The sequence below is a fragment of the Mesorhizobium sp. Primo-A genome (assembly GCF_003997175.1).
GTDB classification, from domain to species: Bacteria; Pseudomonadota; Alphaproteobacteria; order Rhizobiales; family Rhizobiaceae; genus Mesorhizobium; species Mesorhizobium ciceri.
Map to the genome: position 1 here is coordinate 194,639 of NZ_RZTG01000008.1, position 26,241 is coordinate 220,879.

Genomic DNA, 26,241 nt, shown 5'->3' on the forward strand with positions numbered 1-26,241 from the left:
ACCTCAGAGCGAGATCGTCGCCTCGGTGACGTGCCCTCTGCCGGCGGCAGCTGACATCATGTAGATGCGGATATTTGCTTGCGCCGGAGGCGAACCCCAGTCGGTGACTTTCTGCGCGGCTGTGTATCGCCACTCGTTGGTGGTGATCGGATAGGTATGGATGGCCGTATTGGGAGAGTCAGCATCCATGACGTCGACCTCGAAAGAGAGCGTCGCTTCGCCGCAATCCGGAACGGCGCTGAACATCTCCCATGCTGACAGCCGGCTGCGATAATCGAAGGCGACGACCGTGTCGCCGCCATCGATCTCATCATCGACGTTGATAACCGCATAGGGCTTCTCTGCGGCTCCCGTGATCGTGTGCTGTTCCGCCACCACCGCGGCCGGCGACCCGTCGAAACCAACCGCCTTAAAGAAGTCTGTCACGTTGAGATCAGTGAGCGGGTGCGCGATTTTTTGGACCCATGCAGGACTTGCCACGACGAAATAATCACCCACTTGATGAAGGCCAGCATAGACCTCGGTTCCGCGCCAGCCCCTGACGGCAAATCCCGATATGGTGTAGGAGCCATCATCGTTGAGGATGACAGTCGTAAAGCCGACACCCTCCCACCGTCCGTCCTTGCCCACAAATGCAAGATTGGAGCCGAGAAGAACTTGCTCTTCAGTTGCGGCCGCGGGCGCGTCGCCGGATATCTTGCGAACGATCAGACTGTTGGTGAAGTCACCCGCGTGCGCGTTTGGCATATCGGGGAACGCTTGGGTGCAGACCCCGACAAAACCCCTATGTGTCGCCTGATCGTAGGCTACCGACAGATTTCCGGCTGTCTTGCCTTCATAGAGCGTGCCGCCACCCCATGTGACCTGACCGCGAGACGCAACGACGCCGTATTGAACCAGCGAAGCGCCTGCGGCGTCGTCTTGGTAGCTATACAGCGGAATATCCAGATGGATGTATTGTGACTGCAGGCTGACCGACACAATGCCGGAGTAGCCCGTATTTGTAACTGCGGCGACGTCGGCTGACAGCGACGTCTGGAAGTCCCTCGCGTCAAACTCAATGACGAGGTTTTCCTTGATGTTCACTTTGGTCAATTCGACCGTATAGGAGACATTCCCCGATGGCACGAGGATGACGTCTCCGGGAATGAACTTCACAAACTCGGCATAGGTCGAAAACGAGTGCGTCCTGTCCTTAGCCTGAAGGCTCCACAGCAACTCGTTGACGAGCCGCTCCCCATCCAGATCCGACAAGGTAAGTGACGTCTGGTACTGCGCCTCCCGGGTAGATCGCGTGACCTCGTACAGCGCGCTGAAGCTGTCTGCGGTGACCGTGCGGGATTGATAGTTGTCGTCTTTTGAAATGTATTCCAGCGAGACCTTGGCGATGCGGGTGATATCGCTTCTGTCAACCGATGTGATCGACCCATCCGCCTTGAACACCAGATCGGAACCGACCAGCGTGTCGTTGGCTACGAACGATCCGTCGGTCGGAGTCTTGCGGAAGTGGATGCTGCTCCCGATGTCGGTCCATACGAAGCCGAGCGGATCCTGGTAGGAGCGAAGGAGGGTGCGAATGTTCGTGCCATCATTTTTGATGACGTCACCCCAATCAGCGAGACCATCAAACCCTGAGAACTCGATCTGGTCGATCGTGTACGGTCCGAGATAGGTCAGAAGATCGGTGATGTGGCTTTCGAGGGTGATCTGACCAGGCAAAGTCCCGGGGATTTTGTATTCCGTCCAGACATCGTCTCCAATGGAAAAATAGAAGGCAAGAGACGACTGATCGAAAATCCCAGTCCGGAAATCGGCATATGAGAGGCCCGAAGCATTATCGATGAGGGGAGTGATCGTTTTCTCATTGATGTTAAGAACATCAATGCCGATCGGACTCTGCCGGAACATGAGCACAGACCCGGGACGACTCCAGAGCCGGTCCAGCGCGCTCAGAAAGGAGTCCGAGTTTTGGTAGAACTCATCCGTGTCGACCGATTCAACGGCCGCGCCAGATGTCGGACTGACCAACAGTATACGATCACCATCCTGCACGACCAGATATTCGGTGAGCGAGTCATACCAAAGCACTTCCACATTGTCTTGGTCCGCTATGGTAAAGACAAGCGTGGAGGCCCAGTCTGCCCCGTCGAAGGTTAGCTCATAAATCTGTTTATGACTGCCAGCAAAAAACGAGACGGTCCCGGGCTGTTGTCTGCCTCGACAATGCGCATTGAGTACCAGAGGAAGCCCAGTTTCGCTTACATCGAGTGTCTTGGTGACTATGTCGATGACGGACATGACGGGTGTGCCAGAAAAATCTTCTCGGCCGACAACGACAAATTTGTCATCGAATGGCATCACCTGATAATGTGAGGCGTCAAAGTCAATTTCGAAAAAGGAGGCGACGAGTTCTCCCGTCGCCGCGTTGTACACGCAGTCCTTGTTTGCCAGTAGCGCATGATCGTGATGGACGAAGACATAGCCGGCACCTTCAATGGCCAGGCAGGTGTGAACCGATGTGATGCCGACGTAGTCCTCTGATCCTTGTAGCGGTACGCGGTATCTCTCCTGCTTGGTGTCTAGATCCAAAACCGCGAGGTAGACCGGCGTGAGGCCGGGCACTTCGGTATCCGTGAGGATCTGGTAGATCAGACGATCCTGACGATCGTAGGCGGCCTGTTGACCTGCGGCCAGATTCAGAAAGACTTCTGGCGTCTGGCCGGTCCACGCGATCTCAGTGTTGCCGCCAGTCACCGTCGCTGCGTTGGAGATGACGACATTGATCGTTGGCGCTGTCAGACTCGGAAAGTCCGGAAGGAAGAGCAGGACATCACCCGTGTGCGCGCCAGCATTAGCTCCTACAATTGTCCTGACGAGCGGGTCGACCGTGGTCTGAAGCCCGTTATAGAAACGAAAAGCAATCTTCGGGATCGCGCCATTCTCTGCGTCAAACACGACCTCATCGTTTGCCTCGATTCGAATGATGTCGTAGCCGCGGCCGAAGTAGTCCCTGCAAAGTAGATAGCCGACATCGATTGTCGCGACTGAGGTTGGCTCCGGATAGGTAAGTTCAAATTCAGACCCTATGCGCTCCCCCCTATAAGTCGTGGTTACGACTTTCGTCTGACCATAAACAGGGATGCCCTCGACCCTTCCAGTTCCGATGACAGCTGCCTTCGGACGCCCAAGAGCACCAGGTGTGCCGACGCCAGTGCGCCTAGTCGAGACGTTGTCGACGCGGGGGGGCTCAGGCGGAAAATACCAGGTCCCTTTATAGACCTTCTGGCCAAGAATCGCCATCAGCCAAGCCCGCCATAAAGCTCACCCGGCGTATAATCATAGCCAGAGAAATTGTTCTTGCGGCCATTCACAGCGCAGACGGCGCGCGTTCTCGCGCAGCCGCCGTGCATCAACAGCGTGTCTCCGACCTCGATATCAAGCGAGAACCCATCGATCAGTTCGACAAGGCTGGTTCCGCTTGACCATTTTCTGACCATGCGACTGTCCCCCGCATTGTTCCCGGAGGTCATCTTTATTGCGCCGCCGAAATTGAAATTGATCGAGGAGGGATTCGAGATCGCGACGATGAATTTCCCGTTGCTGGTTACGGACACGATGGTCCCGGAGACCTCTCGGGTTGACAGATCAAACCCGCACTCTGGTGAACCGAAGACGTGGTTGCACTTGGGCTGGATCTTGTCGAGGATGATGTCGCCAAGTTGCTCACCCTTGGTGGCGATTTCCAACGTCGCAGCAATGCTGTCCGAGAACGAGGAGTTGCCGATGTAGCCGGTCGCCATGATCTCGCGGTTGTCGGGAGAATCGATGTCCGCCAGGTAAAGGACCACCGTCGCCTTACGCCAAACGCCGCGCTTGACGTGTTCAGAAAAGATCGGTCCGATCTCATCCACAGGCAGCGTGATGTCGACGGTCGCCGGGAATCCATCCACCGTGTAGGTGACGCTGGTCATGTTGAAGCCAGGATCGCCGAGGAAGTTTTCGTCCGGGCTACTCAGTGTGGTGACATCTTCTCCGGAGGACGAGAGACGCACGACATCACCGAGGCGGTTCGTCGCCTCCACCAGCCATACAGGCGTGATTGTTTGCCCCCCGAGCATGGTCAGGAGTGGTGTTGGGATATCGCGCGGCATCAGGCGTTGATGTCCTCTATGGCGGCCATGCCGGAGATCGTCGCATAGGCGCCGCGCGGACCGTCTATGGTGATGTCCTGCGATGACGTCTCAAGCCGGCAGGCCACGTAATAACTGCCAGTCCATGTGAGGGTTTCCCCGTTCGTCCAAGGCGTCGTCGGGACGATGAGGCCATCGACCTTTGTTGAGATCGCCTTGACCGCTCCGTTCGACTTGACGACTATGGATGCCTCATCCTCGTCGAGGAACTTGACCGGATAATCGTAAGGCCGACTGCCGCCGAATGCGATCTTCAGTTGCTTACCGGCAGACGTCCCATCGCCGACGCCGAAGATCTGATCGACCACCGAATAATGGCGCCAGTCCCGGATGAGCACTGGATAGCCGCAGCCGCGGATCTCCTCGATCTGCTCGCACATCGCCCGAAGTTCGGCGATGAGCTTGTTGTTGTACGCCATGGTCATCCTGCGGAGCGGGCGTGTCCGCCTCACGATCGAGCGCACGCCACCGCCGTTCATCTGGATCATCTCGGAATTGAAATCCGGGGTTGACGAGACGAAACCCAATCCGGCCGTTTTGGGGAATGTGGGATAGGTCATCAGACTCTCCCGCTCAGTGCACCGTCGACCGTCCTGATAAACTCGTAGGCGGCCTGGCGGCCGGCCTCAGCGCCGTCGGTTACGCCGTTGACGTTGATGTCACCGACTGTGATGTTACCCATGCTCTGAGGCTGCTTGCCGTAGTCCTGGGGCCCGGTTTGAAGCGTTGGCCTTTTGATTTTGCCAATACCCCAACTCGAAATGTAGCTGCCATACTGCGAGTCGAACGCGTCGCCGAACATGGTGTTACCCGTGCCCGTCGCGCCGCTGTCGTTGTTGTGGACTAGGGCAGCCAAGGCATATGAGTTGAGATTCATCGCGGCCGTGACTTCTGATAGTTTGCTGATCGTAATATGCTGCTGGTTTGACAGATCTCTGAACCCGCCAGATGCCGTTTGATCCAGATTTCTGACACAGTCGCCGACGGCGTTGGCGGCCGCCGTAGTCAGATCTTGACTGACTCGCGTCACCGAGACGCCGCTTTCAATAGCCTTGACAATTTTTTTGCTATCATCGCCGCTTGTCAAACTACGGACTGCTCCATACGTGACACGGTCATCTTCGATGTTGGTTGACTGGCGCCCGCCCGCTGCTATCCTTCCGGCGAAATCCGTGGCGCCCGACGCGGCTATTGCAGCCTTGCGAGCATTGATCTCACTTTGTGGAACCTGATAGTTTTCGTTGAACAGCGGAGATGACTCGAACACGTCACCAACCGCTTTGATGGCGTCTTTCAACTGGCTGGATTGCGCGAGTGGGGCGGCCACTCCGCCGTCCGCGTGCAGCGTCTTGATCGTCACCGTCACCGTCTTGTCGTGCAACGAGTCGATAGCCGCGGCAATGCCAAAGACTTGGTTTATCGATGACAGTGCGCTTCCAGACAGCGTATTGATTGCGTCGATTCCGTGAGCGGCAGAGTCCGTAGCGGCCGCGCCGACGAGATTGAGAGCCTCTGACGTTTTGGTAGCGTCTGCACGTATCTGTGCGCCAGCCACGAGATAATGTTGCGCATATCGCGTTGCATCCTCTTCATCGGCGGCGGCCGCAGTATTCCTGAAGCGGGAAACGCCGATGCCAGTCGCTGGATCAACAGTGCGCGTGCCAGTCAGCCCGGCCTTGCTAATAACCGGATTCGCCTTGAGGGTATCAAGGGCGCCCGTCAGACGGGCGATCCACGATACCGCATCCTGGATGCCTTTGATGAACCCGTCGAGAGCAGTGGAATTGGCACCAAGGCTGCTCAATTGTTTCCGGATCTTTGCGAGACCGGATGTGAATGCATCAGAATTGACGCTGCCCTCAATAAACCTCTTCACCAGATTCTGGAGCTCGGCATCGATCGCGCCATATGATTGTGACACACCATCGATCTCGATAGCTTGACCAAACATACTCCGGCCGCCGTTGGCGAATGCCGTGCCAAGATCGGTTTGCGCCAGTTTCAAGCGTTCGGTCAAAGCCTCAAGATCGGTCTGGCGCTGGATCAACTCGTCGAGTTCTTTCGCGCGCGCCGTGCTTTTTGCCTGGATGAGGTCCCCACTGGCGGCGTTCTGCAATGCGGTGCTCACGCCCTCTAGGATGTCGAGTTCCTTCTTGGACGCGATTATAGCTTGGGCGCCGACCCGAACGCGTTGACGGATAGCATCGGTAATCTTGATGTTTTTGCCGGCGATGCTTTCGAGAATGCCATCTTCGGTCTCCAGCAGGCTTTGCTCTTGGCCAATGAGACCGCGGCGCTCGAGTATTTTCTTATTAGCCTGGACCTGACCGTTGATCATGTCGTCGATGGCGGCCAACTGGGAAGTGGTCGCGTCCGGCTTGTCGAACTTCATCTCCGGGGCTATTTGCTTGGCCATCGCGAGAATCTGCGCGACCTCGCCTTTGGTCGCCTCGCTCGACCGCCACCAAGCTTCCGATTTGCTATTGATCAGATCGAGGACCGTATTGACGATGGCGATCTCCCGCGCCTCGCCCTCGAGCAGATCCTTGTTGTCCTTCATGATCGCGGCCGTACCCTTGCGGATATCGGACTCGAGCGACGTCTCATCGTTGATGTTCTGAAGATCGAAAAGAAGGCCCTGCGCAGTCTTCCTAGACGCCTTCAGCGAAGCTTCGTACAATTCGAGTGCATCAGCAGATTGCTGGCCAGCGCGATTGATCTCGGCCTCGACGTTGATGCTTCCAACGCCGGAGGAAAGAGTCGTCTTCAGTTGTGATGCCTGATTGTTTACCCTGTTGAGGGCCAACTGGAGTTTGGCAGCCTCGCTGACGGCAACGGTCAGTTTGGAAATCTGATCGTCGTCGATGAACTTGGCTTCCGGAAGAGCCCGCAACTCCCTGTTGATACCCGAGAGTTGGACCTCACCGACGCCGACGCGCTTAATGAGGTTGTTGATGCCGGCGGTCGCGCTTCCGAAGAGATCGGCAAATTTGCTGTTGCCGGCCAATGCAGGATTGAGTGTCGGGTCGAAAATGCGGATGAGGACGTTCTCGATCGTTCCAGCTTGTGTCTTCAAACCCGCAGTGAACAGGTCGATCTGGTTTTTCTTCTCGTCGAGTTGACCCTTCAGTTCGTCGGTATGGAGGCTATCCTGGGCAATCTGGCCTTGACCGCCTCCGGCATTCGCAATGTCGCCCAAAACATCCTTCAGCGCCTTCTTCGTATTCTCGGCCTGCTGTGCAGCCTCGGCCGAGCGAATGCCGAGCAATGTCGTGAGCGCAATGGCACCGGTGAAGGCAACACCCCATGGGCCGCCAAGGAAGCCCACCAGGCTGGCGGCGCCGGTCTTCAGGAGGCCGAACGACTGCCGGAGTACGCTGGTGCCTCTGACGGCCGAAGCGAGCGACTGTGAGGTGTCCTCAAGGCCCTGCCTCAGACCGCCCAGCGCGGCTTCGGCGCCACGGACCTCGGCAGCTTTGCCGATGCCGCCGACTTCGCCGATCGCCGCGCGCGCGCGTCCGAGGCGCTGCGTCTGGTCAAACTCCTCAGTGAGGAGTTTTGCGGTCTGCTTTGAAGCTGTCTGCGCGATCGCCTGGAATTTGGCTTTCTGCTCGGCCGCCTTTGCTTCCGCGTCGCCGATTTTTGCAGCAAGCGCGATGCGCTGTGTGCCGACGGCATCCTCAAGCTGCGCAGCCTTCGTCGTCTCGGCGATCTGCGCCTGACGGATCTTCGTGATGTCTTTTTCCGCCTCTTTCACCGCGCCGATGTTCGCGACGTTGAGCGTCTGTTGCCCCTTGGCCGCAGTCAGGCGCGTCTCAGCCTTCTGCAATTCATTTGTCAGAGTGGTCTGACGGGCGAGGCTGTCCTCGATCTTGCTCTGGGTCTCGACAATCTTGTTGGCGGAAGCGATCGTCGACTTCGACGATTTTACCTCAACGGCGTTGGCGGCAGACACGGCATCGCGCAGCCGCGTCGTGGTTGCAAGGCGATCCTCACGAATTTTGTTGAGCTTCGCCTCTTCGCGCTGCAGGATCTTGACGTCGGATTTCGAAGCAAATTCGATGTTGTCGCGGCCCTTCAGGCTGCCGAGCGCCCGCGTGCCGCGGTCGAGCTCCTGCGCAAGATCGTGTTGCGCTTTGGTCAGCTTCTGCACCTGGTCGCGTGCATCCGCAGCGCGTCGGCTTACCTCGCCAAAGGTGGAGTCGACAGCCTTGCCGATACCCCTGCCAGCGAGCCGGCCTGCGAACGCCGAGCCCAGCGCCAGGCCGAGCGCCACCGCGCTGCCGGCGACCTTGTCGATGTTGTTGGCAAAGCCGAGAATGCCGCCAGAGACGATGCGGGTCAGACCATAGGTCTTGTCCAGCGTACCGATGTAGGCGGTCAGTTGATTGTCGGCCTTGATAAGCGACTGATCGATCGTGAGGATCGACTTGCTGAACTGCTGGTCGATTCCGCCCTTGATCTTCTCCAATGCGCCGAGAACCCTGTCGGCCGTCAACTCGCCGGCGATGCTCATCTGGCGGAGTTTGCCAATCGTGACGTCGAGGCCCTTTGCCAAAGCCAAGCCGAGTGGGGTTTCGAGAACAGCGCGGAGCTCTTCACCGCCAAGCCGGTTCGATGCAATAGCCTGCGAGAACTGGATGGCGGCCGATGCCGCTTCCTGCGCCGTGGCGCCGCCGAGCGCAAGCGCCTTCTGAATGGTCTGGACATAGTCCAAAACATCCGAGTTCGACTTGGTCGGGGCTGCCTTGGCAAGACGGGAATAAAGAACAGCAGTCGACTGCAGCGACGAGCGACTGTTGTCGGCCGCCGCCTGAACCGCCGCCAATTGTCCGGCGAGATCAGCCGCGTCGTCAGAGACAACGCGAATCTGGTTGGTGAGATTGTTGTAGGTGTCCGCGTAGCGCAGGACCAGGTTCGACGACAGCGCAGCGGTCAAGCCACCAAAGACGGCGGTCGTGGCCAGCATGGTGCCGCGAAGCAGGCCGACGCGATCGTTGACGCGCTCGAAGGCGCGCGAGACGGCGATCAGGCCATAGGGCTTGATGCCCGAAGATGCGGAAGTCTTGGCAAAACGCGCAACGGAAGCCTGGGCAAGCCCCGCCTCCTTGCGGATGTTGCTGGCGCCGCGGGCAGTGATCTTGTCCGCGAGCGCCCAGCCGGAGGCATACTGCCCCACATCCATGGTGAGCGAGGCGTAGAGCGAACCGATTGGTGTTGCCATTGCCTGCTCACTTTTTCTTCTTGTTTTTCTTCAACTGTTCCACGTAGGCTCGCATCTTCCGATGCATCTGATCCGCCGTCTGAAGCTTCTGCGGCTCTTTCCAGAGTTCCGATGGCTTCTGCGGAATCTTTCTCATGCGGCTGACCGCCTCGCGTTGCCACGCGACTTCCATCTGGCCCTGGTGCGCCGGGCCAATCCAAGTCGTCACCTCAAATGGAGTGAGGTCGAAGAATTGGTGGGGGAACATACCCGCCCGGTAGGCGTGCTTCTGCAGTTCCCCGAGAAACTCACCGGGCTCTATGCGTTTCCCGAGTCGTCATCCGTGACTTCTAGGTTCTTGACCGATTCGAGATAGTCGAGGTGGTCTTCGAACTTCCGACCGTGCATGGAGATGAACAGCGCATCGAGAATGGTTTGAACGAGCTCGATCATCGGGCAGTCCAGTTCGTCATACTTGATGCGAATTGACTTGCCGTCTTTCTTCCCGCCGATGGCGACACATTCCCTGATGTAGGTGGTGTCGAAACGGTTCAGCCGCGGGACAACATCGGCGAACCAGTTATCGCCGAACTTGCCTTGAAGATGGTCACAATCGGTATTTGTGAACCGAAAGTAGACCCCTTCCCCCGCTTGAGGGAAGGGTAGATCAGCGCGCATGCGCGGTGTGGTCGTCATAAAGTCAGTTCTCCAATTATGCGACGGATTCGTCGATCTGACCCGAGACGCGGATCGTCACTTCGAAGTTGATCGGATCTTCGCCTGTGAAGGTGAAGTCGCCGCCGGAGACGTAGCCGAAGCCAGTCAGCTTGTAGGCGAAGCCGGCGTTGGTCATGTCGATTTCCCAGTTGAACGTGGTTCCCGCGTTCAGCTTGGACTCGAGTCCGGCGGTGCCGTTCAGTGTGGCGTCGGCGGGATTGTAGTGGCAGGTGATCTTGATCTCACCCGGATCCTTGAAGCCTGGCCGGAACTCGCGGAAGCCGCCAGTCGAGGCCAGGTGGGTGAAGTCGACTTCCTCGACCGAACGGCCGGAAAGATTGATTGCAGTGACGTTGACGACGGGGGTGAAAACCTCCGGCGACTCGCCGTCGCCGACCTTGAAAACGGTTCCAAGGCCGACTTTACCAGTCGATGCTACCATGACAATTTCTCCTATGGTCAGCGGTTACCTGCGGCAGGCTTTCCGAGCCGCCGCGGCGTCCTCGGGAACCAGTGTGTTGATCCGGCACTTCCGGCATTGCCAGACCGGATATCCGCTCCACTTTCTTTCGATCATGGAGCAGGATGGGGTGGCCGAAACGACTGAGGCCGCCTTGGGGGCGGCCTCTTGTTCGGCAATCTGTTCGACCGCCAATGGCGCGTCTTCTTCGATCGGATCCGGCTTCTTGGCCGCCCGTCGGATGTAAACGCCACGCGGCATTTTCAGCCTCTTTTGTGTGAGTTACTTCTTCCGCGTGCGGAACGCCGCCGTGGAAATTCGGAGCCAAGCGCGCTCGCCGAGAACCTTCAGCACATTGCCTTTTTGGGAGTCGAATGCCGGGCGGAAGAATGGGTGCGGGCGGGCGCCTGGGTGACTGAAGCCGCCTTTGAAGCGGGGCTGGAAGTGCGGCGCTGTGCCAAATTCAACCAGATGCGCGATATACCGCGCGCGCTTAGCAAATGTGACCCACCAAACCCTGACCTTGGCGGTCCCCTTGATCTTGACGGACACGACGCCCTGGTCGAGATGTCCCCCTTTGGGGGCGCCGGTCGGCTGGGGGAAGAATGCCGAATGCTTGCCGGCATAGTTGCGGACCGAGACGGCGTTCTTCTCCGTCTCCTTGCGCATCGGCTCCAAAGCCGCCTCAAGGTCGACGTCCATCGCGCGGCCATCATAGACGCGACCAAGCTGCTGGATGCTGCTCCGGAGTTGAGTGTCCCCAGTCAGTTTGAAACCCTTGGCCATGACAGCCTCTTACGATCGCCAGCGGATGAAGAAGTCCAATGTGCGCCGGTAGGTCGCGCGATCATCCGAGTAATCGGTCCGATCGAGATCGGCGAATTGGGTGGCGACCCCAGTGAATGCGCCAATCGTGGCATTCACATTGTCCTGCAAGGCGGTCATCACCGCATCGCCCAGTGACATGACCTCTTCCGGCGTCGCGGCCATGCATTCGATGGTGACCCGGTTCCGGAAATACTTTCCTGCCCCCGTTAGCATGTGCTCGTCGTAGCCGCTGGCGATGTTGACCACTAGGCAGGGCATTGTCGCGCCTTGTGGCAGGTCAATGGGATAGATGCGCACCGCGGTCGTCTTCGTAGTAACCGCCGATGTCGCCTTAAGTTTGGTGATGGCGATCGAGAGCGCGCTCACTTCTGCCGCACTTTCAATTTCACAGTTTGGTCATGAGTCCGGCCGCCAGCAGTGACGATGCGGTTCAGTAGTTGATAGGCGACATCCGCAACGCCGGCCGACAGCCAGACCGTGGTTGTTGTGTCCGTGAGCGACCTTGTCCCAAGCGTGAGGCCTGAGCCCACCGGAATGGTCCATGTCGACGACGTGATCGTGTCTCCCGCGAGCCGGTCAGTCCAGTCAAGGACATAGTCCAGAACCTCGTCCGGATCTTTCGGATCCCAAGTGAGCGCCATGGCAGTGTCCTCTTACTCGGGAACGAATGCGACGCGGGTTTCGGCGGCGACTGTAGCGGTTCGAACTTCGGCAGGAATCGCAGCAACACGAGTCTCGGCCGCGACGTACGCGATCCTTGCCGGATCGGTCGGGCTTACAATGACTGTCGTGCCGCGTCCCCAGTATCGATCGCCGAAGAAGCGGAGTCCCCAGAAGCGGCGACCGAACATCTTACGTGGCGTCCAGAGTCACCGTAGGCCGATTGCCGTCTGAATCGGCGCTCGTGACAACGATGCGGTTCTTGCTGCCGTCGGCGCTCTTGTACTTCGGCGACGAGGTGTCGAGATTGACGCCGACGCCATAGAGGGCAGCGCGAGACAGCCGCAGGAAGTCCTGCACTGTTTCAGCATTCTCGAACGAAGACGCCAGGAGCGCAGCGGCATTGGCAGAGGCTGTCGGAATGGTGAGTGCGGCGATCGCCGCCAAGACTGCGTCATCCGCAGATGCAAGTTCCGCCGTCATCTCGGCATGGGTCGGGCCATCATAGTCCGCGAGCGCGGTGTCAACCTCTGCGTTGACTTGCGCAGCCGACACGTTGTTGAGCGCCGCGATGTCGCTTTGAATTGCGGTCGCTGCGGCAATGATCAATGATTGGTCGGCAGGATCGCTCGGCAGATTGTCGGTCTTTGCCTTGACTAGGGCGACCTGTGTCAAGACCGCATCATCAGCGGTTCCAAGTGCCGTCGCCAACTCGGCATTTGTAGGAAGGTCATCGACGCTTGCCTGCGAAGCGCGAGCATCGAGAATGAGGTCGAGCCGGCCGCCGTTCGCCCAATCGGTCTGCAGTTCGTTGGTGTCGGCCAGGATTGCCGCAACCTCGGTATCAAGGAAGTCATCGATCGCATCGACCTTGCCAGAGACCGTGGAGAGCGCTGAGGCTGTTGCTAATCCAGATTGGATTTCCGTCACCGCATCCGCTGCGAGGGCCGCCGCCGTCACGCTGTTCGCCGCAAGGCCGTTGACCAGCGTCACCGCAGCGATGGTGCGGGTCTGCACCTCGTCGGCGATCTCGCCGGCTGTTGGCGCGCTGCCGCCTGTTGGTGCCTGTTCCAGTGCGTTGGCGGTGAAGCGGAAGGTGCCGCCGTCGTCCTCGACCGTGTCGTCGAGCTTGTCGGTGCTCACCTTGATGGCATCGACAACAGTGTCGACCGTCGCCAAGTTGGTGATGATGGTGCCGATCTCGGTGTCGATGTAGCCGGCAACGACCGCGAGGTTTGCGGCGGTTGCGAGCGGCGATACAGCGGCGTCCAGTTCTGCCTTGGTTGGGGCGTCGTAGTCGGCCAATGCCGAATCGACCTCCGCATTGACCTGTGCGGCCGAAAGGTTGTTCAGCGCAGCGATGGATGCCGCCGTGGCAAGGCCAGCCTGGAGTTCGGTGGTGACATCGGCCGCAATCTTGGCCGCCGTAATGGCATCAGCCGCGAAGCTGCCCGCCGTGATGCCGCCAGATGCGACACTGGCGACAGAGCCGCCCACATTTCCGGTGACAGAGCCCACAGCGCCAGTGACGGAACCGACTGCTCCGGTAACGCTGGCAATGGTGACATCGCTGGCCACCTTGGCATCGGTGATCGCATCGGCGGCTATCGCAGTGGCGGTCAGCACGGCGGCAGCCATGGCGCCGACGCTGGCGTCTATGCGGCCCGAGACAAGGGCGGCGGGCAGAACGGCTTTGACGGCAGCAACGTCCGCGCTGACAGATGCGCCTGCCGGGGCACCAATACGCGCATAAGCGTCCCCGGTCATCGCGGGAGCGGTTGCGCCTTTCCAGTTGACGACATTGGTATCGACGCGACCATTCCCATCCTGGTTGATCTGCCCAGCGCCGGTGCCGCGCGTGTAGAGACCGCCAGCGGCTTCTGCCGCGGCATTCGGTAGTGCGGTCAGGCCGGCGCGAACGCTGTCCTGCGGGTCGATCGCGACCAGTTGCACATCACAACTCGCCTGCACCATGCCGGTGGCGCCCTTGAGCACAATGGCGACACTGTCGGCCCCGGTGGCGAAAGCCGCATCCGGCACGTCGAGCCGGTAGATGCCTGGCATGTTGGCAGCGTCGACTTCCTTGAACCCGCCAGACGACCATGCGGTGTTGGCGGCGGCCAGCGTAGCCAGCGTGATCGAAACCGCCGTGTTCTGGTTGCGCACGTAGTAGGCGACGAGGCTCGCCGTGTTGAAGACAAGCCCGGTCTTGCGCCCGCCGGTGGTCGACGTCGAATCCAGGATGTCGAAATAGATCGACTGACTGGTGGCGCCTTTTTTGACAGTTCGCATTGAACGTTTGCCCTTAACCTCAGCCGATGACCAGGCTGACGGCCGCCCAGCCGTTCGCCGTAGTGGTCGGGGCTAGATTGGTCGTAAATGTGCCCGCAGTCGTTTCGCCGGAGTTGCGGCTTCGGTAAGCCACGCCAAGACGGTTGCCGGTCGCGGTCGCGGGCGTCGTCAATGTCCCGACAGATGCAGCCATAGAGTCGCCGGCAACATTGTTGGCGGAAACTGCTGACGCAACCGCAACGCCCATCTGAAGATCAGCGGTGGCGACCGATACCGCCATGTTCCCGACATTTGTATTCGCTACAAGATTGCTCTGGAACGCGGTGTCATTATCGACAACGTCGCATCCCCCAGATCGACGAAACGCCATGATGTGGACAGACATGCGCTGCGATGTCGCCTGCGTCCACGTTGTCGACGCACCAGCGTCCCCGCTTTGCGCGACGCGCTTGTAGACGCTGGTGCTCTGTGTCGTGGTGCCGTTTTCGGTGCAAGAGACAGTCGAAACCAGTGTCCATCCGGCAGCAGGCGTCAATGCCGCCCTATGCATCACCGCTGCGATCAGGAGATCGCCTGTCGCAACACTGGCCGGGATCGTCTGGTTCTGGCTTGTCGCGGTTACATAGACCGTGCTTGATGCGGCGACAAAGGCAACCGGTTCCAGCACAAATTGATAAGACCCATCCATCGACCATTGCCGCATGCCGAGGATCGACATCACCAGATCCTTGCTTGGTCGGCCGGTTTGATCCCGGAGGTGAATGTCTGGATGTCAACGGGCATGGTTACCTACGCGACAATGGTCAGTGTAATCGACGGGAGACTCGCGTTTCCGCTCGAGTCAGTGACCTTGAAGGTGACTGGATAGTCGCCGGCCGTTGTTGGTGTTCCGGAAATCAGACCTGTCGAGGACGAGAGGCTGAGACCTGTAGACAGTGATCCGGCAGAGACAGAGTAGACCTTCGTGCCACTTCCGCCGGCACACGAGATACTGAAGCCTGCGAATACGACGTTTGCCTGCCCGTCGGGGATGGCCTCAGTGATCGCGATCGACAGCGGTGCCGGCCCAATGACCGAATCCTGCACCGTGCACTCGATGATGCAGTCCCGCTGGAACTGCCCATCCGGCAGCGGCGCCTTGATGTCGAAATTCATCCCGTTGTGGACGATCCTCATCGTCGTATCGAGGCCGACGACTTCCTCATACCTTGTCCGAAAGCGCCAAACCTCTTCTGAGTATCGCTGCTTGGTCGCCGGGTCGAAGTGTTCTCGGCCGCGGCGGACTTCCACTTCACAAAGAGGCGATCGCCAGGTCTGCCAGACCATGTTTGGCGCGTTCAGACTGTCGACGCCGACCTGAACCTTGCGCTGGATCTCGATCTGGTTACGAAGGACTGAGCCGCGCATGCGTTAGTCCTCATTAAAGCTGTCATACGAGTTGCTAATTTTTAGCGCAGCGCGCAGGTCATCCATGGCGAACAGTACGTTTCGGCTGATCAGCGTCTTGTTCTGCTCAAGGATGGTCGCTTCTGTGTTTTCGAAGTAGTGGCCGGCCAAGAACTTGACCATCCTCTTGACCTTGCCGTTGTGCTCAGCGTAGCCGGCCGTATAGGTGACCGACACCGCGCGCGGCGCAGCAGTGACAGACGGCCAGGCGCTGACCGGATGGACCTCAGGAACAAGCATGCCGCTCTTGACGACATAGTCCGCGGAGTCGACGACGTTGTCCGGACTGCTTCCGTCCTCAATCATGATCGCGCCAAGGCTGATCAACGGAGGATATGGGAGCAAGATCGGAAGCGGCTTGCCGCACTCGTCATTCCCTGGGAATTTCGTCATGTAGCGCTTGTAGGTCGTGGTGAGCAGCGTCCTGTTCAGTTCACCGCCAATGCCGTGCAACTTATCAACAACGTCTTCGAGGATTTCTCCGAGCAAAGTGTCGTGCGCCGCGATGGTCGACGAGATGCGGAGATGCCGCTTGAGTTCCGCGACGGACACGATGTCGGTTGCCTCATCCGTCGGAGGCGTGACGATCTCAATGTCGAGCATGGATGTTCACCTGGTCTTGTAGCCAGGGCCACGGCCGGCCGGCTGCATGTCGCGAACGACACGATCGACTTCCTTGCCCTTTGGGCGCGTCACCGGCTTCGGCTTAAGCCCCTTCTTGGACACAGGTTTCTCGAGCGGTGCCGTGTAACGGATCATGAAAACCTCGCCTTCGCGATGGTCAGGAGGGATTTCATGGTCACCGTCAGTCGCTCGGGCTTGTGGAGGCGTTGGTTAGCGTGCCGGTTGGCGTGAGTACTCCACCGGTGCCCTTGTTCGTGCCGAATGTCGCTGCATCTCCGCTCAGGAAAACAGCCGGGGCTGTCCCGGTCGGAGTCGAGCCGTCCGCGCCTAAGTCAACAGGCTTCCCCGCGCTCATGAACTTCGCGCGAACCTCGGAATCACTGAAGTCAACGAACTGCCCAGGTGCCCACCAGAACTCGGCCATTCCGCCCGAATAGAAGGTCGCGTTCTCCAGGATGTCTGGTAACGCGAAACTCAATCCACCAAAACCGGGCATGAACTGATCGCCGAAGTCCTGAACAGAGCCAGTCTTGTCGATGCCATTGATGAAGAGCTTGATGATCTTCTCGCCCTCCAGATGATTCGCATCAAACATGCCGGCAACCCATTGCCACGCGCCGTTAACAATCGATCCCGGCACACCATCGGCATTCAATCTGAAGAGTCCACCGACGAACGACGCCATCTCATTGCCAACGCCCGATGGCAGAAAATCAGGTGGCCCGCTGCCCGATCCACCAAACCACTCGGTGTTAAAGTTGGTAGTGTCGGGGATGAAGATCGCGCGATTCTGATGCCAATCATCAGGGTTCAACCAGACGCTGAACGAACCAACATAACTGTCCACCACACCGGCCAATGATTCGGCAATCAGATTTTGGGTGCTGCCGTCGAAATGGACAGCGCCCACAGTCGCTCCACCACCCCCGCCCGCGCCTATATTCGCCGCGACCTGCGCCAGCGACAGTCCGCTACCGGCCAGCATGTCAGGCGGTCCGTCCATAGAGGCGGAATATGTCCGCCGAGAAAGCCATGAGCGTCAGCAAAACAAACTGCGCCGCAGTTGAAAGCTGATCGTCCGGCTCACCGATCGTTACGCCCGATGCCGTGAGCGTTACCTGGCCGGCGCCGCCTTGGCTGATGCCACAGATGAAATCCGATGGCAGACCAGCCGGGACAGTCAGAGTGACCGCCGAAGCGGCCGTGAAATCGAGAATCTTGCCGTGGTGATCTTTCGTGAGCGCATAGGCAGTTGCGCTGACCACTTCGATCTGCGGCGTTGCGAGTAACCCGACCTGATCCAGAGGCACCCGCTCTCCGTCGTCCCCATTGGGGCGGAAGGTTCTCACGAAATCAGTCATGATTTTTACCTCTGAGCGACCACATGGCCGCATCGACAAAATGCTCGCGAAGAGCGTTGGGGAATTTGATTTTCGACGCCGGTCCGCCGCCTAGAATGGCGAGGCCAATCCTGGCCGAAAGCGTCTGGTCTGAACTTCCGCCAATGAGCGTGTTCAGCAGGCGAGAAAAGGCAGAACCGACATTGCTGAGATAGTTGGCCATGCCGCCCTCCCCCGAGGTAGTCGGCGGGCCCGAAGGCCCGCCTTGCGCATTAGATCGCGTCTGCCGTGCCCAGCTTGTAGGTGGCTTGCGTCGAAGGCTGGTTGTGATCGCCGTACAGGACCAGGACCGCCGACCATTCGCATGTGTCGGTCGCGCCGCGAGAAAGGTTCGGCGTGATCTGCGTCCGGACGAACTGGCGGGCGCCGGCGAGGTCGATGTCGACTTCGTAGGTGCCGGTTTCGACCGAACCGCCGGAGTCACCGGTGGCGACGACAGCGGCCGCGAAAGCCGTGGCGAAGTCAGCCACGCCAGTGCCGGCGAGCGCGGTGGCGTCCTGGAAGTTGCCGGCGAAGGTCAGGGTCTCGCCGGTTTCGAGCGTCGCGGTGAAGGCGATCACCAGCTTGGCGGACTGTGCCATGCCAATGCCTTCAAGTTCGCGATCGATCCAGGCGCAGTCGACTTCGGTGGCGTCACCGGAGCCGGCTGCCACGGCTGTCTTGTTGATTGCAGCAAAGGCAGTGCGGCTGTAAGCGCCGCCGTCGAGCATATTTGCACGCATGTTGGAATCTCCTTCTCGTGCGTTTTCGTCTCCGCCGAATTATTCCGACGGAGTTACAGCAGCGGCGCGCCGCTGAATTTCAGCGCCAATGACCTCGACGGCGGCGGCAAGCGTCTTCACGTCTTCGCCACCGGGGAGGGTTTTGGCCAACTTGACCTTCTGGAGGTGGTGCATGCTCTCCCAATCGTCCGGGATGGGCGCTGCGGTCACCTCTTTGATTTCGGCCGGCTGCTTCGGCTCAACGGAGTCGGCTACCTCGAAGGTCTCGATGCCTTCCGGCACGTTGACCAACTCGGCAGCCTTCTCCCTGAGCATCTTGCGAGCCGTATCCGGCGTCACACCAAAGATGCGGCCGGTCTTGGTGGAATGGACCGGCACGAGGCCGGTCTTTTTGACTACTTTCACGAAGATCTCCTGATCAGTGAGTCAAAGAGGCGCTTACGCGCCCCAGCGAACGCCCGGGATGACCGACACGGCTTCGAGGTAGCGCATGTCGAAATCCGCCTCCGCCGACGCCTTGATGTAGGTCAGGTCGTTCTGGAAGGCCGACACGGCAACGCCGTTGGTGACCACGGTCGCTTCGGTCGAGACCGAGAACGAGATGCCCATGCCCTCGCCGAAGAGGACGTGACCGAAGGCGATCAGCCAGATCTGCGTCTCGTCGGTGCCGGCGCCGCCATTGACCGGATTCTGGGTGGTGACCAGGACCGGCTTGTTGCGCCAGATCGGGCTCGCAAGCTGGAGTTCCGGGTAGTAGCGGTTGCCGTTGCCGTCGCGCATGTTCTGCAGGTGGATGAACGTGCGCGGGGACATGACCCACTTGGCGCCCAGCATCGGCAGGTTGGCATTCATCATGCCGAGCTCCGCCGAGGAAGCGTCCGCCTCGATCTGCGCGACCGTCGGCGCGGTGCCGGTGGCCGTCAGGGTGACGGTGGTGACGCCTGCAACGGTGGTGATGCCCTGCGGGGTGTAGGCCGTGCCCTCGCCGATGTAACCGGCGCGGTCGATCTCGACGCCCATGACGTTGGCCATGTCCATCTCGACCCAGGAGCGCACATCCGGCAGCGAATAGCGGATGAGCTGGTTGGTGATCGGCACGAGGGCGTCGACGTACTTCGCCACCATGTTGATCTCTTTGAAGGTCGGCTGGCTCTTGGCGATGGCCTGGCCTTCACCACGCCATCCGGCGGTGGCGCTCGAACCCGCCTTCGGCATCTTGTAGCTGCCGTTGATCAGCGGCACGCGACGCGGGCCACCCTGCAGGAACGTGGTCGTCGGGCGAAGAACGTCGATGATCTCGCTCGACATGGCTTCCGGAAGCAGAACGCCGCCAGCGGCCGCCGAACCCGAATTCAGGGCGCGGGTCTTCTGGGCGGAGTCGAACTCGCGGGCCACATGGCCGTAGCCGGCCGCCTCGAGGTGACGGAAGACAGCCTTGGGGCCGCCGGCCTTCTCTTCGATCCAGGCGCGAGCCATGGCGGCGATCATGAGCCCGGTCTTTTCGACCGTGGTCAGCTTGACCGCGACTTCAGCGGGAGTGCGCTCGACGGAGCCGGCCGGATCGTTTGCCGGAAGAGCGGCGCGGGCGCGGGCTTCATCAGCCTTCGTCAGCGCATCGATCTTCTTCTCGATCTCTTCGAGTTCGGTGTTCTTGGTCTCGAGGCCGGTGAAATCCTCGGCGGACATGTCAGTCTTGTCCGTGAGGGCCTTGATTTCGCCGACCAGTTCTTTCAGCCGGGCTTTCAGGATTGCGAGCATGGTTGTCTCCTTTTGCTCATGAAAAAAGCCGCCCTTGCGGAGCGGCTTGTTGATCCGGCGGTTGCCCGGCCCGGAATTCTGGAATGTGGTGTTAGGCCTCGATCAGACCCTTGGAGGCGAAGCGGGCGAGGATGGCTGCGGTTGCCGCCTTGGCGGCCTCTACTTCTTCCTCGCATGGCGGCGCTGGCGGTTCTGCCGGCTCGTCGTCGGGGTCGTCCTTCTCGACGTCCTTGGTCCCGAAGAACTTCGCCATCGTGGCGCCGACGGACTCGAGAAGGCGCTGGAGAGCAGTCAATTTTTCGGTTGCCTCGGCCGTGTCCAGTTCGATGGAGATCGAGCCGACTGACGTTGGCTTCTTCTCCGACTCCGGCTCTTCCTTCGCCTTGGTCACGCGATCGCAGATGGACTGCGAAACCTCGTCGATCTGCCGGATGGTGAGATCCAGCGGCAGGACCAGTTCGCCGACCGATTCACCCTCACGCTCGATCACGAGTTTCACTTCGTCAGCATTGCGGAGCACGACGATGTCGGCTTCCTTGATCTGTGCGGCGAAGGCGTCGAGGACTTCGTCCGTGAGAAGGTCCATACCCTTCTTCTCGTCGGTGACGTCGGCCACCGGCAGTGGATCAAGGCCGAGAGCATCACGAGCTTCATCGACGGTAGCTGTTCCGTCTGCGATTGCCTTCTCAGCAAGCAGGAACCGGTCCGCCTTGATGCCGCGGAACATGCCGCTCCAGGCGTCTGTCAGAAATTCCACAGCGAGAGCGTGAACGCCCTTGTTCACACCTTCATCGACGATCCAACTGTCGATGACCTCCCCGGTCGCTTTCGCCAGGCTGTCGGAGAATGGAGCGCCTTTGTTTTCGGCATGATCGGGATCGATCGTCACCTTCGCACCGACGAACTTGACTGCCTCGTCTTGGGTTGTCGCCTCAAGCGTCATGTCGGCGACGGGAACGAAGGTCTTGGCCGTCGGCGCAAACGCCTTGTCGATGACGAAGATCGAGCGGTTGCCATTGAGATCGAAGTGCTTGGCGCGATACTCATCCATCGGGATGAGCAAGCCTTCCGGGGTCTTGGCCCAGTTGTCGAGAACGTCCTCAAGCAGTTCACGAGCGAGGTTCATGTCGCGGCCGGCTGCTTTAATCAGACTCTGCGGGCTCGCGGGAATCGCCACAATCGACGCCTCGAGTAAAATTGACTTGTTGAACTGGATACCGCCTGTCCATCGCTCCTCGTCATCGAGGATCATTTCGTAGTTGTCCCAATCCGGCATGAACCCGATGGAGCAAGCCCGGATACCTCCGTTTGCAATCATCCACTCGGTTTCGTCGATCTCCTTGACCGGACCGCCCGCAGGAAGAAGGACGATGTCTCCTTCAATTCGGGGCGGGCGCCCCTTTAGAACCTTCTCGAGATTGCCCCAACTGCCAACAGGCCATGTGCGCGAATTGTGGAAAAGAAGGGCGACCGGGTTGCGCTCAAACTCAGTTGTGTCGATACCGGCAGTAACAATGATGTCACCATAGCGGTCCACCGCCTGGGCATTCATGACAAACCGCGCCGATCGCGATTCCTTATTCCACGACGCCGGCGCCTTCGCGGCCTTCATAATCGGAGCGACATCTGATCCAATGTCTTTGCGCTTCGCGATGATTTCGTCGATGCTGATTTTCTTAGGCATGCGCCCAACTCCTTTTCCTTGTTCGCGGACGCGCGCAGAACATCAATCTCGCGTCGCAACTCGGCGATCAGTTCGTCTTTTTCGGTATGAGTGAGCCAGCGGCCCAGTTTCGTCATTTTGTGGCGAAGGCGACCGACCTCGGATTTCTCGACAGAGGTCTTTACGTCGTGGCAGATCCGACAAAGCGGCTGCAAATTTGGATAGTTTGTCTTCCCGCCTTTGTAGACTGGAATGGTATGGTCGATGTGCCACTCGGAGTGGCCACCATTGAAGTCGAGACTTCGGTCGCAATGCGAGCATTTCCCGTCGGTCTTGGCAAAAATCAAAAGCCGTGTGATCGGCTGATTTACGCCCCTCGATCCAAGATTTATCTCTGGATCATCAAACCATTTGAGTCTGCCGTTCGCCCTGTAGTGTCCGCCAACGTATTGGGAGCAAAGATTGTGATGGAACTCGCAGATTGGCCTCCATGAAAGCCTCATGGTGCCGTTAAAATCGGTCCTGAAATATTGCCCCTCTACGCCTCTGGTCGTCTTTCTCTGAATTCTTGTCCGAAATGTCTCAGAGCATCCAGGCCAACTGCATTTTGTCTCCATGTAATCGAACGCCTCTTTGCATTGGATGCTGCAAAGCGAATCTCGATTTAGGCCGACGGCCTGACTGGTTGGTTTCGAGAATGACAAGTTGCAATTTTTGCATGTCCGCGAGAACGTCTTGTGCTTACTCTGACATCCCCTGGAGCAATATACATTCGCCCCTGACGCTTCGATCTTCTCCGCTTGATAGCGCTTGCGGTATGTATCGCCACCGCACCCTACGCAGACAAGCCACGATCCCCCGGCGGCCCCGCGTTTGCACTCTTGGCCGCAGAACTTGTGGTTGCCTTTTTTGATCTGCGACCGATATCGGACAAATGATTTGTCGCAATGCTGACAATTTAACTGAATGGTCTTGCTGTCGCCCATGCGAGCGAATAATTCTTGGATAGCCACTCGATCCTCACATGATCGTTTCGGTTAGGACCGTCGCGGCGCTTCCAACGCTGCGGCGGTCCGTCTGTATGTAGGAATCTGGTGGCCCTCCAACAATTCCAATTGTGAGGATCTAAGCGTCTTTCTTCTTCTTTGCGTCGGTTGCTGGTTGATCGGCCGCCGGAGCGTTCGGATCGACCGTTGACGATGCGGCGACGATGACTTTCCCGTCGCGGTCCACGACATTCATGTTCACCGGGATCAGGCGAACCTGGCCCTGACCGTTCGGCAATGGATTGAAGCCTTGCATCGCCCTGGCTTCATCGACTTCGATAGCGCCGCGCTCGAGCAGCGTCTTGATGCGCTCGGTCTCGCGCTGCGAGTCGCGGAGCGTCATTTCCTCGCGATCGTGTTGGAAGAAGTATTTCAGCCGGTCTTTGCGGCTCAGGAGGATCTTGTCGTACCGATGCTCGAAACGCTCGGCGCGCGGGATGAGTGTGTCGCCCACGTACATCTTCTCGGCAGTATCGAGGTTGTCGTACTTTTGGCCATCCATTTGGAAGACCTTGTACGGCGGGACACGAAGCAACCGGCACGTCTGGCTGATCTGTTCCGAGAACTGCTTGGTCAATTCCATCTCTTGCGGTTTCGACGCGATCGGCTGAAATTCCATGTTGTCTTCAAGGACGACCGGTTCAACACCGGCCTTGTACCTCTTCATCAGGATCTTTAGCTGGGACCGCAGCCGCTGGAACGCGAGTTCGTCGATGGCGCCATCGCCGCTCTTTTTGAAAACACCGCGCACCTGGCCATCTTCACTGAAGAGAGAAGTGCGGAAATCATCGATCGCGCTTCCCGTCTCCAATACGTCCTTGCCGGCGATGAGCGTCGAATAACCATCCTGTCCATCGATCATGCGTCCACGGACGTGGATCATGTCCCTCTCATGGAAGGTCATCGACACGGCGCCGAGCAGCGCCTGTTCCTGCATGGTGCCGGCTGTGACGTCGTAGAAGATGTCCCGACCCTCGACCAGCGTCCTGACGCGACCGGTCTGGAATGGGATCAGTTCCAGCGGATCGTTGAAGTTGTTGCGCAGCACACCAGCATATGAGTTCGAGGTGTAGCACTCCCAGAGCACCATCATTTCGATGAACTCTGGCCATGTGTGGCGGCGGTTCGGCTCAAGGGCGAGGAACGCAGCCATCTCATGCTTTTCTGGCAGCACAACGCGAGATGTGCCGTTTGGAAGCCTCTCCCGCAGCCGTAGCGTGGACTTAGAGATGTCCTGGGCGATGACGTCGCAGCACAGCAAGAATGCGGCCTGCTTCAGCGCATTCTGCACACTGGCGCTGGCGATGTTCTCGCCCAACCACGACGTAAATTCCGCCATGGTCATTTCTGTGCCATGGTCCTTCGCGATCAGGTCCATTTGGCGGGACTCGGTTGCGACGACGGCCGTCTCTTCGACATCAGACATTGCCGTCACCTACCATCTGGTCGAATCCAATCATGCCTCGCGTCAGATACGGGTCAGTCGAAGTGCCGGCTACCTCGCCAGCGGGCTTCGCCTCATCCGGCTGCATCCGGCAGCCATTCGCGAAGCAAAGGGCGACGAAGCCATCGATCTTGCGAGGTGAATTCTCTTTTTCTTTTCTCGGAATGATCGAGCCGTTAGCTTTGCGCTCGCCATGAACGTTTTGCGCGTTCCAGGCGAGAACCGGGTTCCCGTCATGCCAGATAGTCTGTGCTGCAATGCGACCAAGGATGTCGTCGGTCGGCGCCGTCATTGTCTTCGCGGAGTTCGGATAGACGACCACCGGTCGGTTGCCATCCCAGAGGTACTTCACCGTGTTGTGCGCCTGCGCCGGGTCACAGGCGATCACCTGGACGTCGAACACGTCGCAGAAAGCTTCAATGTCGGCGCGCACTAGGTCGTGGTCGGCGAGCGGGCCTGGCGTCAGGACAAGGTGGCCTTGCGTTTCCCATGTCGCCAGATGGTCGACCAGATCAGGATTCCGCGCTGTAGGCGATTCCGCCGGCAGAAAGAACTTGGCGAATGCCACCAGCTGCCCGGCCGGCAGTTCGAACAGCAGCGTGATCGCGCACATGTCGAGCACTTGCGCCAGATCGACGCCGATCCAGCACTTCATGCCGAAGAAGTCAGAAAGCGAGACCGGCCGCTTGCACTGGCCCCAGGCCGAAGCCTCGATCAGCGTCATCCCGGCACCGGTCCAGATATTGAAGCGGGTACGCGCTACTTCACCCCGCTTATCTGGACGAAGCCGGAGAGCCTCGTTCACTGCAGCCCTGATGACCACCGGGTCAAGTGCCACCCTGTACATCGGGTTGGCCCGTTCGATCAGGCTTTCGTCTGTCAGCAATCGATCCCAGTCGATCGCGTTGGTTTCCGGGTTGGTGTAGTCCTCGCGATCCAGCGTGTAGATCGCGGCGAAGAACGTGAAATCCTGAACCTTGCCTTCAAGGATCATCTGAGCCTGGGTTAGGAGGTCAAATGCCGGGCCCTCCGAATAGTGACCCGCGGTGGTGATCATGCGACGCAGCGCGTTCGGCCGCGCACCAAAGGCGGAATCGACAACCTTGTAAACTAGCGCCGCGCCGGCGTGACCTTCTTCAAAGAGCGCCAAGGACGGATTGAGACCGTCGATCCGATCGCCGTGCTGGGTCAGCTTGAAGATGCGGCCGCCGTTGGAGGTGATCTCCTCCTGCGTCACGCGGATCTTGAACTGCTCCTTCAACTCGTCGTCGTTGTTGAGCATTTTGACGATGTCGCCATACAGCGTGTCGTCAGCCTGTTTCGAAGAAAACGCGGCGATCGGGATTTCCGGCGCCATGCCTCCGGAGCAGCAGAGATCGAATAGTGCAGCACGGGTGGCCCGAATCGACTTCCCATTTTTTCTCGAAATTAGTTCGAGTGCTGTCTTGACGAGCCGGGTGCCATTGTTGCGCATCCGAAAACCGTGGATCGCGGATTCGATCCATATCTCAAACGGCTCGAGGATGATGCGAGGATCTGGGTCTCCGGCCTCATCGAATTGGTTCAATTGCCAGTTGCCGGCTTCGAAGTGCCTCAGCCTCTCGCTAAAACGGCAGAAGTCGACCAGATGGATAGGCGAGTAGCAAAAATCGTTCTTCGGGTTCTCCGCCATCTCGAGCATGTCGAGATAGCGTTGCGCCGCGAAAACAAGCAGGCGATTGGTAGGAAGCCGTCCCGACGCGACTACCTCGGCATACAGCCTGGCGATCGCCGGATAATCAGGAACGA

The 26,241-nt window shown here is 59.0% G+C and carries 25 protein-coding genes; 1 reads left to right on the top strand and 24 read right to left on the bottom strand.

Annotation, left to right across the window (positions count from 1 at the left end; genetic code table 11):
• Positions 1-3: 3 nt before the first annotated feature.
• The 22 genes from EOC83_RS16470 to EOC83_RS16570 all read right to left on the bottom strand — a co-directional run bounded on the left by EOC83_RS16470 (position 4) and on the right by EOC83_RS16570 (position 21,984).
• Positions 4-3,300: a phage tail protein gene (locus tag EOC83_RS16470; protein WP_063168328.1), complete on the bottom strand. Its 3,297-nt coding sequence runs from the start codon at positions 3,298-3,300 to the stop codon at positions 4-6.
• On the bottom strand, positions 3,300-4,151 hold the full coding sequence (locus EOC83_RS16475) for a DUF2163 domain-containing protein (protein WP_082826479.1): 852 nt from the start codon (positions 4,149-4,151) through the stop codon (positions 3,300-3,302). The genes EOC83_RS16470 and EOC83_RS16475 overlap by 1 nt, the downstream gene beginning before the upstream one ends.
• Positions 4,151-4,750 (bottom strand): DUF2460 domain-containing protein, encoded by a 600-nt coding sequence (locus EOC83_RS16480; protein WP_063168330.1) that lies wholly within the window; start codon positions 4,748-4,750, stop codon positions 4,151-4,153. The genes EOC83_RS16475 and EOC83_RS16480 overlap by 1 nt, the downstream gene beginning before the upstream one ends.
• Entirely contained in the window at positions 4,750-9,414 is a 4,665-nt protein-coding gene (locus EOC83_RS16485) for a tape measure protein (protein ID WP_063168331.1), read from the bottom strand. Before EOC83_RS16485 ends, EOC83_RS16480 begins: the two co-directional genes overlap by 1 nt.
• A 7-nt stretch (positions 9,415-9,421) precedes the next feature.
• Entirely contained in the window at positions 9,422-9,661 is a 240-nt protein-coding gene (locus EOC83_RS16490) for a hypothetical protein (RefSeq protein WP_063168332.1), read from the bottom strand.
• Between the two features lie 50 nt (positions 9,662-9,711).
• Positions 9,712-10,089: a hypothetical protein gene (locus tag EOC83_RS16495; RefSeq protein WP_063168333.1), complete on the bottom strand. Its 378-nt coding sequence runs from the start codon at positions 10,087-10,089 to the stop codon at positions 9,712-9,714.
• A gap of 16 nt (positions 10,090-10,105) precedes the next feature.
• Positions 10,106-10,552: a phage tail tube protein gene (locus EOC83_RS16500; protein WP_063168334.1), complete on the bottom strand. Its 447-nt coding sequence runs from the start codon at positions 10,550-10,552 to the stop codon at positions 10,106-10,108.
• A gap of 300 nt (positions 10,553-10,852) precedes the next feature.
• Positions 10,853-11,356 carry an HK97-gp10 family putative phage morphogenesis protein gene (locus EOC83_RS16505; RefSeq protein WP_063168336.1) on the bottom strand — a complete coding sequence of 168 codons (504 nt, stop codon included), beginning with the start codon at positions 11,354-11,356 and terminating at the stop codon, positions 10,853-10,855.
• A 9-nt stretch (positions 11,357-11,365) separates the two neighbouring features.
• Positions 11,366-11,764: a DUF3168 domain-containing protein gene (locus EOC83_RS16510; protein ID WP_063168337.1), complete on the bottom strand. Its 399-nt coding sequence runs from the start codon at positions 11,762-11,764 to the stop codon at positions 11,366-11,368.
• On the bottom strand, positions 11,761-12,039 hold the full coding sequence (locus tag EOC83_RS16515; RefSeq protein ID WP_063168338.1) for a hypothetical protein: 279 nt from the start codon (positions 12,037-12,039) through the stop codon (positions 11,761-11,763). The genes EOC83_RS16510 and EOC83_RS16515 overlap by 4 nt, the downstream gene beginning before the upstream one ends.
• Before the next feature lie 211 nt (positions 12,040-12,250).
• Positions 12,251-14,350, bottom strand: a complete 2,100-nt coding sequence (locus tag EOC83_RS16520) for a hypothetical protein (RefSeq protein WP_063168340.1) — start codon at positions 14,348-14,350, stop codon at positions 12,251-12,253.
• Between the two features lie 19 nt (positions 14,351-14,369).
• Entirely contained in the window at positions 14,370-15,068 is a 699-nt protein-coding gene (locus tag EOC83_RS16525) for a hypothetical protein (RefSeq protein WP_063168341.1), read from the bottom strand.
• 71 nt (positions 15,069-15,139) lie between these two features.
• Entirely contained in the window at positions 15,140-15,757 is a 618-nt protein-coding gene (locus EOC83_RS33020; protein WP_063168342.1) for a head-tail adaptor protein, read from the bottom strand.
• A gap of 3 nt (positions 15,758-15,760) precedes the next feature.
• Entirely contained in the window at positions 15,761-16,399 is a 639-nt protein-coding gene (locus tag EOC83_RS16535) for a hypothetical protein (protein ID WP_063168343.1), read from the bottom strand.
• A 6-nt stretch (positions 16,400-16,405) separates the two neighbouring features.
• A complete protein-coding gene (locus EOC83_RS32785; RefSeq protein WP_158515787.1) occupies positions 16,406-16,555 on the bottom strand; it encodes a hypothetical protein in 150 nt (49 codons plus the stop codon).
• Between the two features lie 46 nt (positions 16,556-16,601).
• Positions 16,602-17,405 carry a hypothetical protein gene (locus tag EOC83_RS16540; protein ID WP_063168344.1) on the bottom strand — a complete coding sequence of 268 codons (804 nt, stop codon included), beginning with the start codon at positions 17,403-17,405 and terminating at the stop codon, positions 16,602-16,604.
• A gap of 1 nt (position 17,406) precedes the next feature.
• The gene (locus EOC83_RS16545; RefSeq protein WP_127224462.1) at positions 17,407-17,781 is read right to left on the bottom strand and encodes a hypothetical protein; all 375 of its coding nucleotides are present in this window, start codon (positions 17,779-17,781) and stop codon (positions 17,407-17,409) included.
• A complete protein-coding gene (locus EOC83_RS16550) occupies positions 17,774-17,983 on the bottom strand; it encodes a hypothetical protein (protein WP_063168346.1) in 210 nt (69 codons plus the stop codon). Before EOC83_RS16550 ends, EOC83_RS16545 begins: the two co-directional genes overlap by 8 nt.
• Positions 17,984-18,032: 49 nt before the next feature.
• A complete protein-coding gene (locus tag EOC83_RS16555; protein WP_063168347.1) occupies positions 18,033-18,542 on the bottom strand; it encodes a hypothetical protein in 510 nt (169 codons plus the stop codon).
• Between the two features lie 39 nt (positions 18,543-18,581).
• Positions 18,582-18,947, bottom strand: coding sequence for a hypothetical protein (locus EOC83_RS16560; protein ID WP_063168348.1), 366 nt, complete (start codon positions 18,945-18,947; stop codon positions 18,582-18,584).
• Between the two features lie 33 nt (positions 18,948-18,980).
• Complete coding sequence (locus EOC83_RS16565; RefSeq protein WP_063168349.1) at positions 18,981-20,300, bottom strand: phage major capsid protein; 1,320 nt, start codon at positions 20,298-20,300, stop codon at positions 18,981-18,983.
• A gap of 91 nt (positions 20,301-20,391) precedes the next feature.
• On the bottom strand, positions 20,392-21,984 hold the full coding sequence (locus EOC83_RS16570) for an HK97 family phage prohead protease (RefSeq protein WP_063168350.1): 1,593 nt from the start codon (positions 21,982-21,984) through the stop codon (positions 20,392-20,394).
• Positions 21,985-22,070: 86 nt separating this feature from the next.
• Here EOC83_RS16570 and EOC83_RS33225 point away from each other — a divergent pair, with 86 nt between their 5' ends.
• The gene (locus EOC83_RS33225; protein WP_063168351.1) at positions 22,071-22,457 is read left to right on the top strand and encodes a hypothetical protein; all 387 of its coding nucleotides are present in this window, start codon (positions 22,071-22,073) and stop codon (positions 22,455-22,457) included.
• Positions 22,458-23,088: 631 nt separating this feature from the next.
• Here EOC83_RS33225 and EOC83_RS16580 read toward each other — a convergent pair.
• Positions 23,089-24,435 carry a phage portal protein gene (locus EOC83_RS16580; RefSeq protein WP_063168352.1) on the bottom strand — a complete coding sequence of 449 codons (1,347 nt, stop codon included), beginning with the start codon at positions 24,433-24,435 and terminating at the stop codon, positions 23,089-23,091.
• The gene (locus EOC83_RS16585) at positions 24,428-26,134 is read right to left on the bottom strand and encodes a terminase TerL endonuclease subunit (RefSeq protein WP_063168353.1); all 1,707 of its coding nucleotides are present in this window, start codon (positions 26,132-26,134) and stop codon (positions 24,428-24,430) included. The genes EOC83_RS16580 and EOC83_RS16585 overlap by 8 nt, the downstream gene beginning before the upstream one ends.
• Positions 26,135-26,241 lie beyond the last annotated feature (107 nt).

Bases quoted from the DNA above. Each gene is read 5' to 3' on its own strand.
- EOC83_RS16585 (WP_063168353.1), bottom strand. From the start codon at position 26,134: ATGCTCGAGATGGCGGAGAACCCGAAGAACGATTTTTGCTACTCGCCT.
- EOC83_RS16525 (WP_063168341.1), bottom strand. From the start codon at position 15,068: ATGTCGATCCTCGGCATGCGGCAATGGTCGATGGATGGGTCTTATCAA.
- EOC83_RS16475 (WP_082826479.1), bottom strand. From the start codon at position 4,151: ATGCCGCGCGATATCCCAACACCACTCCTGACCATGCTCGGGGGGCAA.
- EOC83_RS16520 (WP_063168340.1), bottom strand. From the start codon at position 14,350: ATGCGAACTGTCAAAAAAGGCGCCACCAGTCAGTCGATCTATTTCGAC.
- EOC83_RS16570 (WP_063168350.1), bottom strand. From the start codon at position 21,984: ATGCCTAAGAAAATCAGCATCGACGAAATCATCGCGAAGCGCAAAGAC.
- EOC83_RS16535 (WP_063168343.1), bottom strand. From the start codon at position 16,399: ATGCTCGACATTGAGATCGTCACGCCTCCGACGGATGAGGCAACCGAC.
- EOC83_RS16470 (WP_063168328.1), bottom strand. From the start codon at position 3,300: ATGGCGATTCTTGGCCAGAAGGTCTATAAAGGGACCTGGTATTTTCCG.
- EOC83_RS16480 (WP_063168330.1), bottom strand. From the start codon at position 4,750: ATGACCTATCCCACATTCCCCAAAACGGCCGGATTGGGTTTCGTCTCG.
- EOC83_RS16490 (WP_063168332.1), bottom strand. From the start codon at position 9,661: ATGTTCCCCCACCAATTCTTCGACCTCACTCCATTTGAGGTGACGACT.
- EOC83_RS16555 (WP_063168347.1), bottom strand. From the start codon at position 18,542: ATGCGTGCAAATATGCTCGACGGCGGCGCTTACAGCCGCACTGCCTTT.
- EOC83_RS16515 (WP_063168338.1), bottom strand. From the start codon at position 12,039: ATGGCGCTCACTTGGGATCCGAAAGATCCGGACGAGGTTCTGGACTAT.
- EOC83_RS16580 (WP_063168352.1), bottom strand. From the start codon at position 24,435: ATGTCTGATGTCGAAGAGACGGCCGTCGTCGCAACCGAGTCCCGCCAA.
- EOC83_RS16495 (WP_063168333.1), bottom strand. From the start codon at position 10,089: ATGACGACCACACCGCGCATGCGCGCTGATCTACCCTTCCCTCAAGCG.
- EOC83_RS32785 (WP_158515787.1), bottom strand. From the start codon at position 16,555: ATGATCCGTTACACGGCACCGCTCGAGAAACCTGTGTCCAAGAAGGGG.
- EOC83_RS16505 (WP_063168336.1), bottom strand. From the start codon at position 11,356: ATGGCCAAGGGTTTCAAACTGACTGGGGACACTCAACTCCGGAGCAGC.
- EOC83_RS33020 (WP_063168342.1), bottom strand. From the start codon at position 15,757: ATGCGCGGCTCAGTCCTTCGTAACCAGATCGAGATCCAGCGCAAGGTT.
- EOC83_RS33225 (WP_063168351.1), top strand. From the start codon at position 22,071: ATGAGTGAGCCAGCGGCCCAGTTTCGTCATTTTGTGGCGAAGGCGACC.
- EOC83_RS16485 (WP_063168331.1), bottom strand. From the start codon at position 9,414: ATGGCAACACCAATCGGTTCGCTCTACGCCTCGCTCACCATGGATGTG.
- EOC83_RS16565 (WP_063168349.1), bottom strand. From the start codon at position 20,300: ATGCTCGCAATCCTGAAAGCCCGGCTGAAAGAACTGGTCGGCGAAATC.
- EOC83_RS16550 (WP_063168346.1), bottom strand. From the start codon at position 17,983: ATGGCCAACTATCTCAGCAATGTCGGTTCTGCCTTTTCTCGCCTGCTG.
- EOC83_RS16545 (WP_127224462.1), bottom strand. From the start codon at position 17,781: ATGACTGATTTCGTGAGAACCTTCCGCCCCAATGGGGACGACGGAGAG.
- EOC83_RS16540 (WP_063168344.1), bottom strand. From the start codon at position 17,405: ATGCTGGCCGGTAGCGGACTGTCGCTGGCGCAGGTCGCGGCGAATATA.
- EOC83_RS16500 (WP_063168334.1), bottom strand. From the start codon at position 10,552: ATGGTAGCATCGACTGGTAAAGTCGGCCTTGGAACCGTTTTCAAGGTC.